Genomic DNA, 18,309 nt, shown 5'->3' with positions numbered 1-18,309 from the left:
CCTGGCGTGCGCGTCGCGATCTGGGGATGGGCAGTTCACCCCATCGGATCCTGTGGACGACCGCTGTCGGAGCGAGTCTGCTTGGCTACTGTGTCGCGCGTGCCAGACAACCCCGCCGGGACGGCGTCCCGCCCGCCCCTCGCACCCCCGACGGCCGTGCTCGCCGCCGTCGGGGTGCACCTGCCCGAGCGTACGGTCGACGTGCGCGAGGCCGAGCGCGCCCTCGCGGCGCGCAACCCGGGCGCGGCGCCGCGCGTGCCGATGGTCTCGCGCCTCACGGGCGTGCGCCAGGTCCACGTCCTCCCGGACGACTGGGACGCGTCCGACCTCGCCGTCGCGGCCGCGGAGAAGCTGCTCGCGACCGAGGGACTGGCGACCGAGGACGTCGACCTGCTCCTCTTCGCCTCGGCGAGCCAGGACATGGTCGAGCCGGCGACGAGCCACATCGTCGCGGCGAAGCTCGGGGTCCGGGCGCCGGTGATGGACGTCAAGAACGCGTGCAACTCGGTGCTCAACGCGATCGAGGTCGCGGAGGCGCTCATCGGGACGGGCCGGTACGCGACCGTCCTGATCGCGTCGGGTGAGGCGCCGTCGCGCGCGGTGCGGTGGGACGTCCCGGACCGCGCGACGTACCTGCTCTCGGCGCCGGGGTACACCATGTCCGACGCCGGCGCGGCCGTCCTCGTGCGCCGCGCGACCCCGGCGGAGGCCGGCGCGCGCGACGCGTCCGGAACCCCCGCACCGCGCGGCATCCTCGCGAGCGCGTTCGGCGCGGAGTCGACGCACTGGGACGTCGGCATGCTCCCCGGCGGCGGCACCGCGCACCCGCGCGACCTCGAGCGCACCTACTTCGAGATCGACGGGTCCCGCCTGCGGGACGCGTTCCTCGCCCTGGGGCCGGGCGTCGTCCTCGACGCGCTGGGTCGCGCGGGCCTCGGGTGGGACGACGTCGCGCTCGTCGCGGTCCACCAGGTCGCCGTCGCGTACCTCGACGACGTGCACGCCGCGCTCGGCCTGCCGACCGGCCGCACGCTCGTCACCGTCGCCGACCACGGCAACGTCGCCTCCGCGACGCTCCCGTTGCAGCTCGCCACAGCGATCGAGACGGGGCGCGTCGGGCCGGGGGACGTCGTCGTGCTCGTCGGGCTCGCCGGCGGGATCAGCATCGGCGCGACGGTGGTGCGGCTGTGACGGCACCCCGGTTCACGCGGCACGTCGCGAGCCCGCAGCGGCTCGCGGTCGTCGTGCCCGCGCGCGACGAGGCGCACGGGATCGTCGCGACGCTCGAGGCGCTGCGCGACCAGCAGGACACCGACTTCGACCTCGTCGTCGTGGACAACGGGTCGTCCGACGGCACGGGCGACCTCGTCCGGGAGACGGCGGCGGCATGGGGCATGACGCGGTGGCGCGTGGTCGACGAGCCGCAGAAGGGCACGGGCGCCGCGGCCGACACGGGGATGCGGGCGGCGATCGAGCAGGGGGCGACGCACCTCGCGCGCACGGACGCCGACTGCCTGCCGCTGCCGGACTGGACGCGGCGGGTCCGGGCCGCGTTCGCGAGCGGGCACGACCTCGTCGCCGGCCGGCTCGTGGCGCGGACGGACGACCGGCCGGTCTCTCGCGTCCAGCAGGGCGTGCTGTCGGCGGCGGTGAGCGTCGCGAGCACGTTCGGGCGGTTCCGGCCCGGCAACCAGGACCCGTCCTACCTCGGTCCCTACGTCATGGCGCCGGGCTGCAACATGGCGATCACTGCCGAGCTCTACGAGGCCGCGGGCGGGTTCCCGCGCACGGCGATCGAGGACGTCCACGAGGACCGGGCGCTCGTCAACGCGGTGCGCCGCCTGACCCGGCGGTACGGGGCGCACCGCGAGGTCGTCGTGCTCGCGTCGGCGCGCCGGGCGCACGCGTGGGGTCTCGTGCGGACGCTCGGCTGGTACGCGGACCACCGTTACCGGCCCGAGGTGGTGGACATCCGGTGACTGGGACGACGTTCGCGCCCGCACCCGCCGGCATCGCCGCGGCGATGCGCTGGGAGGAGCGCGTCCAGCGCGGGGCGCACCCGCTCGTCTACCCGGCGATCCGGGCGCTGCGCCACCGCGGCCCGGTCGTGCGCGTCCCCGGCATCGGGGTGGTCGTGTCCGACGCCGCGACCGCGCGGGCCGTGCTGCTCGACACCGAGCGCTTCACCAAGGTGGGCCCGGGGTCGCCGTCGGACCTCTGGACGCCCGTGCTCGGCCCGTCCGTGCTGCTCAACATGGAGGGCGCCGACCACGCGCGCCTGCGTCGGGCGCTGTCCGGGCTGTTCACGCCGCGCGCGGTGCGCGAGCTCGTCGCGGTGAGCGTCCCCGACGTCCTCGCGGGCCTCGCCCCGCGCCTGCTCGCGGGCGAGCGCGTCGACCTCGTCGCGGAGACGGCCACGATGGCGGGCACCGTCATCTGCGCCATGACCGGGCTGCCGCCCACCGACGCGGCCGTCCGCGAGGCGATGACGGCCGCGCAGTCGGTCGTCGGGCTCGTGCGGCTGCACCGGCGCAGCCTCACGCCCGCCCAGGTGCGGCACGCGCGCGCCGTCCTCGCCCGGCTCTCGGCCCCGGCCCGCGACGCCTACCGCGCAGGCGACCCCGCGACCGTGCCCGGGCGCATGCGCGAGCTCGGGCTCTCGGAGGACGAGGCGATGGGCGCGGTCGGCGCGTTCGTCCTCACGGGGACCGAGACCATCCAGTCGTTCGTGCCACGCCTCGTCGCGCTCTCCGCGGACACTGGCTGGCTCGACCGGCTCCTCACGGCCGACCCCGGCGCCGGGCCGGAGCCCGCCGCGCTGCGCGGCCGCGTCGTCGAGGAGGCGCTGCGCGTCACGGCGCCCACCCCCGCGATGCTGCGCGCGGTGCGCGCCGACGCGACCGTGGGCGACGTCCGCGTCCGCGCGGGGGACCGGGTCGTGATCGCGACGATCTCCTGCTGCAAGGACGCAGGCCCCTTCGACCCGGACGCCCCCGTCGACCCGTCCGTGCGACACCTGTGGTTCGGTGCCGGCCCGCACTTCTGCCTCGGCATGCCGCTCGCCATGGCCCAGGTCGACGCGGTGCTGGACTCCCTGCGCCCTGTCGCCGCCGCGGGGCGGAGCGTCGAGGTCGGCGACCGCGCCGTCGCGCGCGGGGTGCTCATCCCCACGTACCGCTCGCTCGTCGTGCGGGCGGCCGGCGGCGGGGTGCGCGCGGCGGGAGCCGCCGCGCGTCCGGTCGCGGGATCGGCTGGGTCGTCGGCAGGGGAGGCGGCGTGACCGCGCCCGACGACGCGGCCCGCCACCTGCTCGGCCCGATCCTCGAGCGGGGCGCCCCCGGGCACGCGTCCGCCGACGCCGTCGCGCTCCGGCGCTGGACGCGGCCCGGTCGTCGGGGCGCGCGCGTGCGTGAGGAGGTCACGTATGCCGACCTCGCGCGCCGCGTCGAGGCGACCGCGACGGCGCTCGCGGCCGACGGGCTCGTGCCCGGGGACCGCGCGCTGTTCTCGGTGCGCCCCCGGCCGGAGGGCGTCGTGCTCGCGTTCGGGGTCGTCCGCGCGGGCGGCACGATCGTGTTCGTCGACCCCGGCTCGACCCCCGAGCTGTTCACGGCGCGCGTGGGCGCGGCCGGGCCGTCGCTCGCGACCACGGAGTCGCTGCTGTACGCGGTGTCGCGGGGGCCGTTGCGCCGCCTGGCCCGCTCGCGCGGCCTGCTGCTGCCGGACTACGCGAGCCTGCCGCTGCGGCACGTGCACGCGGGGCCGTGGCTCCCCGGGGTGCCGCGCGGCTCGCGCGCCGCGCGCCGTCTCGCCGCGCGCCCGGTCGACCGCGCGGCGCTGCCGCCGCTCGACCCGGATCGCGAGGCACTGACCGTCTTCACGTCCGGGACGACGGCGCAGCCGAAGGCCGTCGTGCACACGGCGGGGTCGTTGCTCGCAGGGTGCGACCTGCTGCGCGACGTGTTCGAGCTCGCGCCGGGCGACGTCGTGCACACCGACCAGATGCTGCTCGGCGTCCCCGCGCTGCTCGCGGGCGCCACGTGGTCCGTGCCCGCCGACCCGCCGGGGCGTGACATCACGACGTTCGCGCGCCAGCTCGACGGCGCCGCGGGCACCTACCTCGTGCCCGCCGACGCCACGGCGCTGCTCGACGCGGTCGAGGACGGGGCGGTGCCCGCGCGCGGGCCGCGCGTCGCGCTCGTCGGCGGGGCGCCCGTGACGCGTGCGCTGCTGGAGCGCGCGACGCGCGTGCTGCCCTGCACGCGCTGGGTCGCGGTGTACGGGATGACGGAGATCCTGCCCGTCGCGGTGGTCGAGGCGCGCGAGAAGCTCGCGTACGCGGGGGACGGCGACCTGGTCGGCGCACCGCTGCCCGGCACGGTCGCGCGGCTCGACCCGGTCGAGGGCGACGGGCCGGACGACCCGGCGGACCGCCCGGGCGACGGCGGCACGGACGTCGTCGGCGAGCTCGTGCTGTCGGGGCCGTCGCTCATGGCGGGCTACCTGCACGACCTCGACGCCCCGGCGCGCGGCTCGGGCGCGCGGGCGGCGGAGCACCGCACCGGCGACCTCGCGCGCCTCGACGACGCGGGGAGGATCGTGCTCGTCGGCCGCACGCGGGACATGATCATCCGCGGGACGACGAACATCTACCCGGGTCTGTTCGAGCCCCGCGTCGCGGCGCTCGACGGCGTCGGCGAGGCGCTGCTCGTGGGCGTGCCCCAGGTGGACGGCGACGAGCGGGTCGCGCTGGTCGTCACCGCGGAGGGCCGAGCGTCGGAGGACGCCGGGACCGTGCCCTTGCCGACACCCGACGACCGCTCGCCGGTGTGCCTCGACCCGAACCATCCGCTGGTCGCGAGCGTGCGTGCCGCGCTCCCGCAGGTGCTCGACCACGACGCGCTGCCCGACGTCGTGCTGCACGCCGACCGCATCCCGCTCGCCGGTCGCTCGCGCAAGCCCGACCGCGCGGCGCTCTCCCGCGCCGCCGCGCCGTTCGTGCCCGCCGCGCAGCTCGCGACCGAGCCGACCGTGCCCGCCGAGCCGCTAGAGACCGAGTCGACCGTGCCCGCCGCGCCGACCGTCGTCGGCCGGGACACCCACGGCGCCCGCACGTGAGGATCGTCGTCACCGGGGCGTCGGGGTTCGTCGGGGGAGCGGTCGCACGCGGTCTCGTCGCCGACGGCCACGAGGTCTGGACGTCCTCCCGCCGCGACCCGGGGGTCCCGGGCGCCCGGCACCTCGCGTGGGACCTCACCGCCGGTCCGCTCGCCGACCCGCCCGCGGTGGACGCCGTCGTGCACGCGGGCGCCGCCGTGTCCGACTGGTGCGCGCTCGACGTCGCGCGCGCGACCAACGTCGGCGGGACGCTCGCGGTGCGCGACACGTTCCCCGGTGCGCGGTTCGTGCACGTGTCGTCCGGCAGCGTGTACGACCCGTTCCGCCCGAGCGTGCGTGCCCGCGAGCACGAGGCGCCGGTCGACCGGTACCTCGACGCCTACGGGACGACCAAGGCGGAGGCCGAGCGCGCGCTGGCCGGCGACGCCGCAGACCACCCCGAACGGGGGGCCGTCGTCGTGCTGCGCCCGCACGCGGTCTACGGTCCCGGCGACACGACGCTCCTGCCACGCGTCGAGGCCGCCGTGCGGCGCGGACGTCTCGTCCTGCCCGGGGGTGGGCGCGTGCTCCAGGCGCTGACGCACGTCGACACGCTGCTCGCCGCGGTGCGCGCCGCCGTCGCGCTGCCTGACGAGACGGTCCGGGCGTCCGGCGGCAGGGAAGGGCTCACCCCGGGGCTGCTCGTCGCGAACGTCGCCGACGCCGAGCCGCTGGTCCTGCGCGACGCGCTCACCGACGCGCTGCGCCGACGCGGCACCGACGTCCGGGTCGCTGCCGTCCCGGTCCGCCCCGCGTGGGCGCTCGCGGGCGCGATCGAGACGGTCGCACGGCGGCTGCGGCGCCCCGAGCCGCCGCGCCTCACCAGGTACGCGCTGAGCCACCTCGCGATGGAACGTACCTACGACCTCACGGTCCTGCGCGACGTGCTGGGCGTCGACCCGCCCCCGACATCGTTCGTGGGCGCCCCGGCCTGGTGAAATGGTGCTGCGCGCGAGGAGGTGGAGCGATCACGATGGGCCCATGAACGCGCCGCCCCGTCCGAGACCCGCCACGTCGGAAGAGACCGTCACCCTCTGGCGCCCGACAGGTCCCACCGAGCTCGACCTCGTGCGGCAGTCCGGATGGCGCGCCTGGCCCCCGCGGCTCCCGGAGCAGCCGATCTTCTACCCGGTCCTCAACGAGGACTACGCGGTCCGGATCGCCCGGGACTGGAACGTCCCGGCATCCGGTGCGGGATACGTGACGCGCTTCGAGGTGCGCCGGACGTTCCTCGACGAGTTCGACGTGCAGCGGGCAGGCGGAGAGACGATCCTCGAGTACTGGATCCCGGCCGAGCGCCTCGACGAGCTCAACGCCAACATCGTCGGACGGATCGAGGTGGTGCGGAGCTTCGGTCACGACCCCGGCGGCGATCGTCCGCGACCCCACCCTGGGGCTTCGTCTCCGTCGAGCCCGTCGCTGCCGTGACCGCGCGGCGCCGCGCTCGGCAGGACGTCCAGGCGGAGTCCGGGACCGACCTCGCGCGGCGCTACTACGACGAGGTGGTCGGTCCGATCGTGCTCGGGCGTTGGCCCGGGCTGCCGCACGCGGCAGGACGCCTCGGGAGCGGGTCCGACGTCCTGGGGCTCGACGACGCGACGTCGCGTGACCACGACTGGGGCCTGCGTCTGACGCTGCTGGTCGACGAATCGATGGTCGACCAGGTCGACGCGCTGCTCGACGCGGCGCTGCCGGGCACGTTCGCCGGGCACCCGACCCGGTTCCCGACCACGTGGAGCCCGCACGGTCCGCACCAGGTCGAGGTCGCGTCGCCGTCGGGCTTCGTCACGTCGCGCCTCGGCGTCGACGCGACGCGCCCGCTCGCCGTCGACGACTGGCTCGCGCTGACCAGTCAGGCGGTGCTCGAGGTGACGGCGGGCCCCGTCTTCGTGGACACCGAGGGCGCGCTGACCGCCGCGCGCGACCGCCTCGCCTGGTATCCCGACGACCTGTGGCGATACGCGGTCGCCGTCGACTGGGCGCGGATCGGGCAGGAGCTGCCCTTCGTCGGCCGGACGGCGGAGCGCGGCGACGACCTCGGGTCGCGCGTCGTCGCCGCCCGGCTCGTGCGCGTCGCGATGCACCTGGGCTTCCTGCTCGAGCGGCGCTGGCCGCCGTACGCGAAGTGGTTCGGGACGACGTTCGCCGCCCTCCCGCGTGCCGCCGCCGCCGAGCCCGACCTCGCGGCGGCGCTCGCGGCCGACGACTGGCGGTCGCGCGAGGCGGCGCTGTGCCGGGCACTGGAGATCCTGCACGACCTCCAGGGCGAGGTGGGACTCCCGACCGTGACCGACGTCGTCGTCCCGTTCTTCGACCGACCCTTCCGGGGTCTCGGACCGGTGGCCGACGCGGTGACGGCCACGATCCAGGACCCGGCGGTGCGGGCGCTGCCACCGGGTGTCGGGTCGGTCGAGCAGTGGGTCGACGACGTCGACGTCCTCACGGACCCGGGCCGTCGCGTCGCCGCGGCGCGCGGCGTCGGGCAGGCTGGGGGCACGACCCCGTGACCCGAGAGGAAGACGCGCGATGACCTCGCCCGCACCCACCCCGGACGCCCGGCCCCGCGGCGGGTGGCCCGGCGCCGAGACGCCCGGCGACGCGCCCTGGTGGACGCGCTCGGTCGTGTACCAGGTGTACCCGCGCTCGTTCCAGGACACCGACGGCGACGGCGTCGGCGACCTCCCCGGGGTCACCCGGCGGCTCGACCACCTGGAGCGGCTGGGGGTGGACGTCGTCTGGCTGTCCCCGGTGTACCGGTCGCCGCAGGCGGACAACGGCTACGACATCAGCGACTACGAGGACGTCGACCCGCTGTTCGGGTCGCTCGCGGACCTCGACGGGCTGATCGAGGGGCTGCACGCGCGCGGCATGAAGCTCGTCATGGACCTCGTCGTGAACCACACGAGCGACGAGCACCCGTGGTTCGTCCAGTCACGGTCGTCCGCCGAGAGCCCGCGGCGCGACTGGTACTGGTGGCGTCCCGCGCGCGCCGGCATGGAGCCCGGGGCGCCGGGCGCCGAGCCGACCAACTGGCGCTCGTTCTTCGGCGGGAGCGCGTGGCGGTTCGACGAGGCGTCGGGGGAGTACTACCTGCACCTGTTCGACACCAAGCAGCCGGACCTCGACTGGGAGAACCCGGAGGTCCGCCAGGCGGTCTACGCCATGATGCGGCGCTGGCTGGACCGCGGCGTCGACGGGTTCCGCATGGACGTCATCAACCTGATCTCCAAGGACATCGGCTCCGACGGCTCACTGCCCGACGGCGAGGTGCACTGGGGCACGTACGGGGACGGGAGCCCGCACTACACGGACGGGCCGCGCGTCCACGAGTTCCTCGCCGAGATGCACCGCGAGGTGTTCGCCCCGTACCTCGCGCAGGGCCGCGAGATCCTCACGGTGGGGGAGACGCCGGGCGTGACCGTCGAGCACGGCGTCCGGTACACCGACCCCGACCGCCGCGAGGTCGACATGGTGTTCCAGTTCGAGCACATGGGCATCGACCACGGGGCGACGCGCTACGACCCAATCCGGTGGGAACTCGCCGACCTCAAGGCGACGCTCGGCCGGTGGCAGGCGGGGCTCGCCGACCGGGGCTGGAACGCCCTGTACTGGGACAACCACGACCAGCCGCGCGTCGTCTCGCGCTTCGGCGACGACTCGCCCGCGCACCGCGTGGCCTCGGCCAAGGCGCTCGCGCTCCTGCTGCACCTGCACCGCGGCACGCCGTACGTCTACCAGGGCGAGGAGCTCGGCATGACGAACGCGCCGTTCACCCGCGTCGACCAGTACCAGGACGTCGAGTCGCTCGGGTACTTCCGGGAGCTCACCGGCCGCACGGGCGGCCCGCGACTGCGCACCGACGGCGAGATGCTCGCCGTGCTCGCGCACGCGAGCCGTGACCACGCCCGCACCCCCGTGCAGTGGGACGCGACCGCGAACGCCGGGTTCACGACCGGGACGCCGTGGCTCGAGGTCAACCCCAACCACACCACGATCAACGCGGAGGCCGCGTGGGCCGACGAGGACTCCGTGCTGCACTTCTACCGTCGGCTCGTCGCCCTGCGCCGCGAGGAGCCGGTCGTCGCGCTCGGCGACTTCCACATGCTCCTCCCGGACCACGAGGCGCTCTACGTGTTCACGCGTGCCCTCGACACACCTGCCCCCGACGGCGGGACCCGGCGGGACGAGCTCCTCGTGCTCGTGAACGTGGGCGGGCAGCCGCAGGACGTCCCCGACGCGGTGCTCGCCGGTTGGGAGGACGCGTCGGTCCTGGTGGCCACGCACCCCGGTGTGCCCGACGGCGAGGGCGGGCCGGCCGCCGCGGGGCGCCTTGTCCCGTGGGAGGGGCGGGTGCTCCGGCGGGTGCGCGAGAAGGCCTCACGTCCCAGTGCGTGAGACGGCCGCCTCGACACGTGACATCCCCGAAACATGGGCGTACAGTCCCATGACGTGCAGACGATCCTCCTTGTAGTACTTCCTGAGCGCGCCGGCTGAGGCCACGCCACCAGGCTTCGTCAGCGCGCTCACCCCTCGTCCAGCCCGGCATCCCGGGTCCGAGGGGTTTTTTGTTGCCACCACACCGGCACGACAACACCACACAGGACCGCGGACGGCCCACCCCGGCCACCGCGAGCGCCGCACCCGCGAGACCCGCGAGCACCGGCACCGCACACCGCGACCAGCACGACCGCACCACCACGGTCGGCTCCGGTACCCGGCGGAGCGCCCCCACGGGGCGCCCGCCGGACCGAGGCCACGACACGCAGGAGACACCATGGCCCAGGGTCCCACCCCGGCACCTCCGCGACCGGGGGCCCCGACGCCCGCGGCGCCGGCGCCGAAGCCCGCCCCGACACCCGCGTCGGTCGCCCCGCGCGGCGACGTCCGGCGCGCTGCCACGGCTCGCCCGGCCGGCAGCACGCAGGGCACCTCGACGGGTGAGGAGATGACCGGCGCGCAGTCGATCGTCCGCTCGCTCGAGGAGGTCGGCGCCGAGGTCGTCTTCGGCATCCCGGGTGGTGCGATCCTCCCGACGTACGACCCGCTCATGGACTCGCAGCGACTGCGCCACATCCTCGTGCGCCACGAGCAGGGCGGCGGCCACGCCGCGCAGGGCTACGCCCACGCGACCGGCAGGGTCGGCGTGACCATGGCGACCTCGGGCCCCGGCGCGACGAACCTCGTCACCCCCATCGCCGACGCGAACATGGACTCGATCCCGCTCGTCGCGATCACCGGCCAGGTCGCCGAGTCGCTGATCGGCACGGACGGCTTCCAGGAGGCCGACATCGTGGGCATCACCATGCCCATCACCAAGCACTCGTACCTGGTCACCGACGCGGCCGACATCCCGCGCACCATCGCCGAGGCGTTCCACATCGCCTCGACGGGCCGCCCCGGGCCGGTGCTCGTGGACATCGCGAAGTCGGCGATGCAGTCGCGCACGATGTTCTCGTGGCCCCAGGACGTGCAGCTCCCGGGCTACCACCCGGTGACGAAGCCGCACAGCAAGCAGATCAAGGAGGCCGCGCGCCTGCTCGCGTCGGCCCGCCGGCCCGTGCTCTACGTGGGCGGCGGCGTGGTCCGCGCGAACGCGTCGGCCGAGCTGCGCCGGCTCGTCGACCTGTCGGGCGCGCCGGTCGTCACGACGCTCATGGCGCGCGGCGCCGTGCCCGACACGCACCCCCAGAACCTCGGGATGCCCGGCATGCACGGCACCGTCCCCGCCGTGGCGGCGCTCCAGAAGGCCGACCTCGTCGTGTCCCTCGGCGCTCGCTTCGACGACCGCGTCACGGGCAAGCTCTCGAGCTTCGCTCCGCACGCGCAGGTCGTGCACGCGGACATCGACCCCGCGGAGATCGGCAAGAACCGCGACGTGGACGTCCCGATCGTCGGCGACCTCAAGGAGGTCATCGCCGACCTGCTCCCCGAGCTCGAGCGCGAGCACGAGGCCAAGGGGAAGCCGGACGTCGAGGCCTGGTGGCGCCAGATCGACGACTGGCGCGAGACGTACCCCCTCGGGTACACCGAGCCCGACGACGGCCACCTCGCCCCGCAGCACGTGATCTCCCGCCTGGGCGAGATCTCCGGCCCCGAGTCGATCTACGTCGCGGGTGTCGGCCAGCACCAGATGTGGGCCGCGCAGTTCATCCGGTACGAGCACCCGCGCACCTGGATCAACTCCGGCGGCCTCGGGACCATGGGCTTCTCGATCCCCGCGGCGATGGGCGCGAAGGTCGGCCGGCCGGACGCCACGGTCTGGGCGATCGACGGCGACGGCTGCTTCCAGATGACCAACCAGGAGCTCGCCACCTGCACGATCAACGAGATCCCGATCAAGGTCGCGCTGATCAACAACTCCTCGCTCGGCATGGTGCGCCAGTGGCAGACCCTGTTCTACGACAAGCGCTACTCGAACACCGACCTGCACACCGGGCACGGCACCGCGCGGGTCCCCGACTTCGTCAAGCTCGCCGACGCCTACGGGTGCGAGGGCATCCGCGTCGAGTCGATGGGCGAGGTCGACGCCGCGATCAAGCGCGCGATGGAGATCGACGACCGCCCCGTGGTCATCGACTTCAACGTCTCGCGCGACGCGATGGTGTGGCCCATGGTCGCCGCCGGCGTGAGCAACGACGACATCCAGTACGCGCGTGGCATCTCGCCCGCGTGGGACCGTGAAGACTGAGGAGCGCGCAGCCATGTCCCGCCACACCCTCTCCGTGCTCGTCGAGAACAAGCCCGGCGTGCTGACGCGCGTCGCGGGCCTGTTCGCCCGTCGCGCCTTCAACATCCACTCGCTCGCGGTCGGCCCGACCGAGCACGAGGAGATCTCGCGCATCACCGTGGTCGTCGACGTCGAGGAGCGCCCGCTCGAGCAGGTGACGAAGCAGCTCAACAAGCTGGTCAACGTCATCAAGATCGTCGAGCTCGACGCGGCCGCGTCCGTGCAGCGCGAGCTCCTGCTCGTCAAGGTGCGCGCCGACGGCGCGAACCGCACCGGCGTGCTCGAGGTCGTCAACCTGTTCCGCGCGAAGGTCGTCGACGTCGTGCCCGACGCCGTGACCATCGAGGCGACCGGCACGGGCGAGAAGCTGAACGCCCTGCTCGGAGCGCTCGAGCCCTACGGCGTGCGCGAGATCGTGAAGTCGGGGACCGTCGCCGTCGGGCGCGGCTCCCGCTCGATCACCGACCGCGCGCTGGAACGCGTGGTCCGCTCCGCCTGACGATCGCCTACCCTCGCACCAAGACCCGCACGGGCGTCGGTGCGCACCCGATCGTCGTTCCACCGCGAGACATCGCAACAGACCCCCTGCACCGCAAACGAAGAACCGAGGAGATCCATCGTGGCTGAGCTGTTCTACGACGACGACGCCGACCTGTCCATCATCCAGGCCAAGAAGGTCGCGATCGTCGGCTACGGGAGCCAGGGCCACGCGCACGCCCAGAACCTGCGCGACTCCGGCGTCGAGGTCGTCGTCGCCCTCCGCGAGGGCTCGAAGTCGACCGCCAAGGCCCAGGACGAGGGCTTCGAGGTGAAGTCCGTCGCCGACGCCTCGGCGTGGGCGGACCTGATCATGATCCTCGCGCCGGACCAGCACCAGCGCTCCATCTACAACGACGAGATCAAGCCGAACCTCGGCGCCGGCAAGACGCTCGCCTTCGCGCACGGCTTCAACATCCGCTTCGGCTACATCGAGGCCCCCGACGGCGTCGACGTCATCCTCATCGCGCCCAAGGCCCCGGGCCACACCGTGCGCCGCGAGTTCGTCGCGGGCCGCGGCATCCCGGACATCATCGCCGTCGAGAAGGACGCGTCGGGCCAGGCGTGGGACGTCGCGCTGTCGTACGCGAAGGCGATCGGCGGCACGCGTGCCGGCGTCATCAAGACGACCTTCACGGAGGAGACCGAGACCGACCTGTTCGGCGAGCAGGCCGTCCTCTGCGGTGGCGTGTCGCAGCTCGTCCAGTACGGCTTCGAGACCCTCACCGAGGCCGGCTACCAGCCGGAGATCGCCTACTTCGAGGTCCTGCACGAGCTGAAGCTCATCGTCGACCTCATGTGGGAGGGCGGCATCGCCAAGCAGCGCTGGTCCGTCTCCGACACCGCCGAGTACGGCGACTACGTCTCCGGCCCGCGCGTCATCGACGCGAAGGTCAAGGAGAACATGCAGGGCGTCCTCGCGGACATCCAGTCGGGCGCGTTCGCCAAGCGCTTCATCGACGACCAGGACGCCGGCGCCCCGGAGTTCAAGGAGCTCCGCGAGAAGGCCGCGCAGCACCCGATCGAGAAGGTCGGCAAGGAGCTGCGCTCGCTGTTCGCGTGGAAGCAGCAGGACGCCGACTACACCGAGGGCAGCGCCGCACGCTGACGCAGGCAGGGCGACGAAGGAGCCCTTGCCGGAGTCGGCGGGAGGTGTCTGCCCGACCATGAACACCGAGGGCTCTGCGGCTCGCTGAGCCTGACGCGCGTCGTTCACCTCGAGGAGGGGGCGGCGTCGTGCGCGATCTGCCATCCGGCCTCGTGCCTCGGCCTCCCGCCAGGCCCGCCACGATCGCGCACGACGCCGCCCCCTCCTCGTGCTGTCGGGTCACCTCCACGTCGCCACGGGGCGTCGAAAGTCCGGATCCTTGCAACACGGGCGGGACGAATGGCGAGAGACCGGGCAGATCGACCCTCGGTGCGCCACGATAGGAGCATGACCCGACAGGCCGACGAGGGGGAACCGGTGACGGACGACGTAGTGGTGGACGAGAGGGCGGCGGAGATCCTCGCGTTCTGGGAGCTGGCGCGGCCGAGCGCCGGGATGGCGCGCGTGGGCGTGGTCACCGGCACCACGGTCTCCGAGACGGTGCCGCCGCCCGCGTGGTCGTTCGGCGACAACCCCGAGCTCGCGGACGGCCTCCTCGCGGCGGTCCTCAGCGGGGAGAAGACGGCGACGTCCTCGGCCCTGTGGGAGTACGAGGACTCGGAGGAGCCGGTCCCGCGCGTCGGTGAGCTGTCGATCCTGCTCGACGGCGCGGGCCACCCGCGGGCGCTCGTCCGCACGACGTCGGTCGAGATCGTCGCGTTCCAGGACGTCGACGCGGACTTCGCCCTGGCGGAGGGGGAGGACGACGGATCGCTCGAGGCGTGGCGCGACGGACACGAGACGTACTTCAAGCGCGTGCTGGAGCGCGAGTTCGCTCCCGACATGCCGCTCGTGTGCGAGCGGTTCGAGCTGCGCTTCCCGCGCTGAGCGAGGATGAGCGGTGGCCGGCCGTGCCACGGTCGGCCGACCACCGCTCGCGGGGCAGTGAAGAGGTCTACCCCGGGACTGGTGACGCGCCGACCCGGTGGTCCGGTCGGCCCGCCGCGGTGAGCAGGAGGGTGCGCACGTCCTGCGCGACGACGGAGCGCGCGCCGCGCAGGACCGCGAGCTCGGGCACCGCGCTCGCGAGGACCGCGCCTGTGCGCTGGTCGGTGCCGTGGAGCACGGCGGCCGTGGCCTCGGCGAGCTCCGCACCGCACGCGACCCCCGTCGGCCCGCCGAGCACGACGGCGTCGGGCTCGAGGATCGCCACGACGGGCTGGAGCACGATCGCGACGCGGCGGGCGAGGTCCTGCACGAGCTCGTGGACGGCGTCGGTGTCGCGGTGCTCCCGGACGGCGGCGACGGCCGCGGCGTAGGAGGTGGACTCCGTGACCCCGGGGACGCCCGCCCGGACGCAGATCTCCACGAGCCGGAGGCCGCCGACGAGGTCCTGCACGTTGACGGAGTCGTCGACCCCGGCGGCGGGCACGGGGAGGTAGCCGATCTCGCCGGCGCCGCCCGTGGTGCCGTGGTGGACGCGGCCGTCGAGCCACGCTCCCATGCCGATGCCCTCGCCGAGCCACAGCAGGGCGAAGCTCTGCTCGTCCCGACCGGCGTCGCGCTCGGCGATCGCGGCGAGGTTGACGTCGTTCTCGACGCGCACGTCGATGCCGAGGGCGTCTTCGAGGTGGCTCCGCAGCCCCGCGCGCGGCCAGCCAGGCAGCTCACCGACGAGGGCGATGTCGCCCGTGCGTGGTGCGACGGCCGCCTGGACGCCGACGACGGCGGTCGCCACGCGGGCGACCGGGATGCCTGCGTCCGCGCAGGCCTCGTCGCGCGCCGTGCGGACGTCGGTCGCGGCGGCGCGGTCCGGGCCTGCCGCGACGGTGGTCTCGCCGAGCGTCCTGCCGAGCGCGTCGACGACGCTCGCCCGCACGCCGTCGGGCACGACGTCGAGCGCGAGCCCGACGAGCACGTCGGTGCGTGCGGCGTACTGCGTCGCCTGCGGCCCGCGCGCCCCCTGCACGGATCCGGTCGGCTCGATGAGACCGGACTGCTCGAGGCGTGCGACGATCTGCGAGGCCGTCGGACGTGACACGCCCGTGCTGTCGCCGATCTGGGACCGGGTGAGCGGTCCGGCGTCGAGCAGGAGCTCGAGCGCCGCGCGATCATTGATCGTGCGGAGCAGCCCCGGGGTGCCGGGGATCCTCGACGAGGGGGGCGCGGTCATGGCGTTCCTTCGAGCGGGCGTTAGGAAAGTTTCCTAATAGTGCACGTTCTTGACCCGCCGCGCAACTCGGCCACCAGTCCGAGACGTGAGACCGCCGTCCCGAGGGGTGGCGCGGCGGCGTAGGCTCGCCGCATGACGCGCACCATTGATCTGGCAGTCGTGGCCGGGGACGGCATCGGGACCGAGGTCGTCGAGCAGGGCCTCGCCGTGCTCGAGGCGGCCGTGGCCGGCTCGGACGTGAAGGTCTCCACGACGCCGTTCGACCTGGGTGCGCGCCGCTGGCACGCGACGGGCGAGACGCTCACCGACGCCGACCTCGAGGCGATCCGCGGCCACGACGCGATCCTCCTGGGCGCGATCGGCGACCCCAGCGTCCCGTCGGGCGTGCTCGAGCGCGGTCTGCTGCTCAAGCTGCGCTTCGCGCTCGACCACTACGTGAACCTGCGTCCGGGCAAGCTGTACCCGGGTGTCACCTCGCCCCTCGCGGACCCGGGCGAGATCGACTTCGTCGTGGTGCGCGAGGGCACCGAGGGCCCGTACGTCGGCAACGGCGGCTCGCTGCGCACCGGCACGCCGCACGAGATCGCGACCGAGGTCTCCCTCAACACCGCGTTCGGCGTCGAGCGCGTGGTGCGCGACGCGTTCGCCCGCGCCCAGGCGCGCCCGCGCAAGCACCTCACGCTCGTGCACAAGCACAACGTCCTCGTGCACGCCGGCCACCTGTGGCGCCGCACGGTCGAGGCCGTCAACGCGGAGTTCCCCGACGTCACGACCGACTACCTGCACGTCGACGCCGCGACGATCTTCCTCACGACGAAGCCCTCGCGCTTCGACGTGATCGTCACCGACAACCTCTTCGGCGACATCCTCACCGACCAGGCCGCCGCGATCACGGGCGGCATCGGCCTCGCCGCGTCCGCGAACATCAACCCTGACCGCACCGCGCCGTCGATGTTCGAGCCCGTGCACGGCTCGGCGCCGGACATCGCCGGCCAGGGCAAGGCCGACCCGACCGCCACCGTGCTGTCGGTCGCGCTGCTCCTCGACCACCTGGGCCTCGGCGACGAGGCGAAGCGCGTCGAGGCGGCCGTCGCGGCCGACCTCGCCGAGCGGGGGAGCCGAGTACGCTCGACGGCCGAGGTGGGCCGCGAGCTCGCCGCTCGCGTCGCCGGCTGACACCCTGGCCCGGGTCCTGCACGGACCCGGGCACCGGTTCGCCCGCAGTCCCCGCACCTCGGTCGTCATCGCCCCAGGACCGGATCCCTCCCGTTCTGACCCGGTGACGCCCTGCCGTCGTCGTGCTCTCGCGCGGATCGCCGCACGAGCCGCACGGTCGTGGAAAACTAGGCGGAGACCACCCGGGTCGCCAGGTGAAAGGCCTCATGATGAGCACCCTCGCAGCGCAGCACCAGCCGTCCTCCTCGGAGGAGGACCTCATCGCCCTGTTCGACGTCCGCCCCACGGACGCGCCGACGCCGCCCGCCGAGCGTGAGGCCGCGATCGCGGCCCCCAAGTTCGGCACGGTCTTCACGGACCACATGGCGCGGATCAGCTGGAACTCGACCGACGGGTGGGTCGACCGCCGCATCGAGAAGTACGGCCCTCTCCTGCTGGACCCGGCGACCGCCGTCCTGCACTACGCGCAGGAGATCTTCGAGGGCATGAAGGCGTACCGCCACGCCGACGGGTCGGTGTGGACGTTCCGCCCCGAGGCGAACGCTGCCCGCTTCGCCCGCTCCGCGCACCGGCTCGCGCTGCCCGCGCTCTCGGTCGACGACTTCGTCGGGTCGATCACGGCGCTCGTGCGCACCGACGTGGACTGGGTCCCGTCGGGCGAGGAGGCGAGCCTGTACCTGCGGCCGTTCATGTACGCGTCGGAGGCGTTCCTCGGCGTGCGCCCGTCGCTCGAGGCCGAGTACCTGGTGATCGCCTCGCCGGTCGGGCCCTACTTCTCGGGCGGCGTGAAGCCCGTGTCGATCTGGGTCGACCGCGAGTACAGCCGCGCGGGCGCCGGTGGCACGGGAGACGCGAAGTGCGGCGGCAACTACGCCTCCAGCCTGCTCCCGCAGGTGGTCGCGCAGCAGCACGGGTGCGAGCAGGTGTGCTTCCTCGACTCCGGGACGCGCACGTTCCTCGAGGAGCTCGGCGGCATGAACGTGTTCGTCGTCAAGGCGGACGGCTCGGTCGAGACGCCCGAGCTCAGCGGCTCGATCCTCGAGGGCGTCACGCGCTCCTCGATCATCCGCCTCCTCACCGACCGCGGGCACGACGTGGTCGAGCGCCGCATCCCGCTCACCGACGTCCTTTCCGGGATCCGGGACGGCTCCGTGACCGAGGTGTTCGCGTGCGGCACGGCCGCCGTCATCACCCCGATCGGGCGCCTCGCGGGCTCCGACTTCGACCACACCATCGGCGGTGGCGAGGCCGGGACGCTCACGATGGCGATCCGGACCGAGCTCACCGACATCCAGACCGGGCGTGCGGCCGACCGCCACGGCTGGTTGCGCCGCCTCGCCTGACGGGCGGTCCGGCCGCACGCACCCTGCACGACGACGGGGCGCCCCTCCCGCGGGAGGGGCGCCCCGTCGTCGTCGCTGGGCAGAGCCGCCCGCGTCGCGGGTCGTCGCT

The 18,309-nt window shown here is 74.2% G+C and carries 15 protein-coding genes; 14 read left to right on the top strand and 1 reads right to left on the bottom strand.

Features of this window, described 5'->3' with window-relative positions:
- Nucleotides 1-99: 99 nt before the first annotated feature.
- The 12 genes from ACFVN3_RS17795 to ACFVN3_RS17740 all read left to right on the top strand — a co-directional run bounded on the left by ACFVN3_RS17795 (nt 100) and on the right by ACFVN3_RS17740 (nt 14,396).
- Complete coding sequence (locus ACFVN3_RS17795; protein WP_378234281.1) at nt 100-1,191, top strand: 3-oxoacyl-ACP synthase III family protein; 1,092 nt, start codon at nt 100-102, stop codon at nt 1,189-1,191.
- A complete protein-coding gene (locus ACFVN3_RS17790; RefSeq protein WP_378234280.1) occupies nt 1,188-1,979 on the top strand; it encodes a glycosyltransferase family 2 protein in 792 nt (263 codons plus the stop codon). The genes ACFVN3_RS17795 and ACFVN3_RS17790 overlap by 4 nt, the downstream gene beginning before the upstream one ends.
- Nucleotides 1,976-3,280: a cytochrome P450 gene (locus tag ACFVN3_RS17785; protein WP_378234279.1), complete on the top strand. Its 1,305-nt coding sequence runs from the start codon at nt 1,976-1,978 to the stop codon at nt 3,278-3,280. Before ACFVN3_RS17790 ends, ACFVN3_RS17785 begins: the two co-directional genes overlap by 4 nt.
- Nucleotides 3,277-5,118 carry a class I adenylate-forming enzyme family protein gene (locus ACFVN3_RS17780; protein WP_378234278.1) on the top strand — a complete coding sequence of 614 codons (1,842 nt, stop codon included), beginning with the start codon at nt 3,277-3,279 and terminating at the stop codon, nt 5,116-5,118. The genes ACFVN3_RS17785 and ACFVN3_RS17780 overlap by 4 nt, the downstream gene beginning before the upstream one ends.
- Nucleotides 5,115-6,095, top strand: coding sequence for an NAD-dependent epimerase/dehydratase family protein (locus ACFVN3_RS17775; RefSeq protein ID WP_378234277.1), 981 nt, complete (start codon nt 5,115-5,117; stop codon nt 6,093-6,095). The genes ACFVN3_RS17780 and ACFVN3_RS17775 overlap by 4 nt, the downstream gene beginning before the upstream one ends.
- A 43-nt stretch (nt 6,096-6,138) precedes the next feature.
- A complete protein-coding gene (locus ACFVN3_RS17770; RefSeq protein WP_378234276.1) occupies nt 6,139-6,585 on the top strand; it encodes an ADP-ribosylation/crystallin J1 in 447 nt (148 codons plus the stop codon).
- Nucleotides 6,582-7,664: a DUF4037 domain-containing protein gene (locus ACFVN3_RS17765; protein ID WP_378234275.1), complete on the top strand. Its 1,083-nt coding sequence runs from the start codon at nt 6,582-6,584 to the stop codon at nt 7,662-7,664. Before ACFVN3_RS17770 ends, ACFVN3_RS17765 begins: the two co-directional genes overlap by 4 nt.
- A 19-nt stretch (nt 7,665-7,683) precedes the next feature.
- Entirely contained in the window at nt 7,684-9,552 is a 1,869-nt protein-coding gene (locus ACFVN3_RS17760; RefSeq protein ID WP_378234274.1) for an alpha-glucosidase, read from the top strand.
- Between the two features lie 379 nt (nt 9,553-9,931).
- Nucleotides 9,932-11,845 carry an acetolactate synthase large subunit gene (locus ACFVN3_RS17755; protein ID WP_378234273.1) on the top strand — a complete coding sequence of 638 codons (1,914 nt, stop codon included), beginning with the start codon at nt 9,932-9,934 and terminating at the stop codon, nt 11,843-11,845.
- Nucleotides 11,846-11,858: 13 nt separating this feature from the next.
- A complete protein-coding gene (ilvN, locus tag ACFVN3_RS17750; RefSeq protein WP_047232530.1) occupies nt 11,859-12,383 on the top strand; it encodes an acetolactate synthase small subunit in 525 nt (174 codons plus the stop codon).
- A 120-nt stretch (nt 12,384-12,503) separates the two neighbouring features.
- A complete protein-coding gene (ilvC, locus tag ACFVN3_RS17745) occupies nt 12,504-13,529 on the top strand; it encodes a ketol-acid reductoisomerase (protein ID WP_378234272.1) in 1,026 nt (341 codons plus the stop codon).
- 327 nt (nt 13,530-13,856) lie between these two features.
- Nucleotides 13,857-14,396 (top strand): ASCH domain-containing protein, encoded by a 540-nt coding sequence (locus tag ACFVN3_RS17740; protein ID WP_378234271.1) that lies wholly within the window; start codon nt 13,857-13,859, stop codon nt 14,394-14,396.
- 67 nt (nt 14,397-14,463) lie between these two features.
- Here the strand turns inward: ACFVN3_RS17740 and ACFVN3_RS17735 are convergent, their stop codons facing one another.
- Complete coding sequence (locus ACFVN3_RS17735) at nt 14,464-15,681, bottom strand: ROK family protein (RefSeq protein WP_378234270.1); 1,218 nt, start codon at nt 15,679-15,681, stop codon at nt 14,464-14,466.
- Nucleotides 15,682-15,813: 132 nt separating this feature from the next.
- On the opposite strand from ACFVN3_RS17735, the gene ACFVN3_RS17730 reads away from it, so the two are divergent.
- The gene (locus ACFVN3_RS17730; RefSeq protein ID WP_087469417.1) at nt 15,814-16,857 is read left to right on the top strand and encodes a 3-isopropylmalate dehydrogenase; all 1,044 of its coding nucleotides are present in this window, start codon (nt 15,814-15,816) and stop codon (nt 16,855-16,857) included.
- A 209-nt stretch (nt 16,858-17,066) separates the two neighbouring features.
- Entirely contained in the window at nt 17,067-18,200 is a 1,134-nt protein-coding gene (locus ACFVN3_RS17725) for a branched-chain amino acid aminotransferase (protein ID WP_378234269.1), read from the top strand.
- The last annotated feature ends 109 nt before the right edge of the window (nt 18,201-18,309 follow it).

The organism is Cellulosimicrobium sp. NPDC057862 (assembly GCF_042797035.1).
Classification (GTDB): Bacteria; Actinomycetota; Actinomycetes; order Actinomycetales; family Cellulomonadaceae; genus Cellulosimicrobium.
This window is presented reverse-complemented; position numbering and strand designations above follow the sequence as displayed.

What these genes read in the sequence shown, in the direction of transcription:
- ACFVN3_RS17770 (WP_378234276.1), top strand. Translation starts at nt 6,139, where the DNA reads ATGAACGCGCCGCCCCGTCCGAGACCCGCCACGTCGGAAGAGACCGTC.
- ACFVN3_RS17760 (WP_378234274.1), top strand. Translation starts at nt 7,684, where the DNA reads ATGACCTCGCCCGCACCCACCCCGGACGCCCGGCCCCGCGGCGGGTGG.
- ACFVN3_RS17755 (WP_378234273.1), top strand. Translation starts at nt 9,932, where the DNA reads ATGGCCCAGGGTCCCACCCCGGCACCTCCGCGACCGGGGGCCCCGACG.
- ilvN (WP_047232530.1), top strand. Translation starts at nt 11,859, where the DNA reads ATGTCCCGCCACACCCTCTCCGTGCTCGTCGAGAACAAGCCCGGCGTG.
- ACFVN3_RS17740 (WP_378234271.1), top strand. Translation starts at nt 13,857, where the DNA reads ATGACCCGACAGGCCGACGAGGGGGAACCGGTGACGGACGACGTAGTG.
- ACFVN3_RS17735 (WP_378234270.1), bottom strand. Translation starts at nt 15,681, where the DNA reads ATGACCGCGCCCCCCTCGTCGAGGATCCCCGGCACCCCGGGGCTGCTC.
- ACFVN3_RS17730 (WP_087469417.1), top strand. Translation starts at nt 15,814, where the DNA reads ATGACGCGCACCATTGATCTGGCAGTCGTGGCCGGGGACGGCATCGGG.
- ACFVN3_RS17725 (WP_378234269.1), top strand. Translation starts at nt 17,067, where the DNA reads ATGAGCACCCTCGCAGCGCAGCACCAGCCGTCCTCCTCGGAGGAGGAC.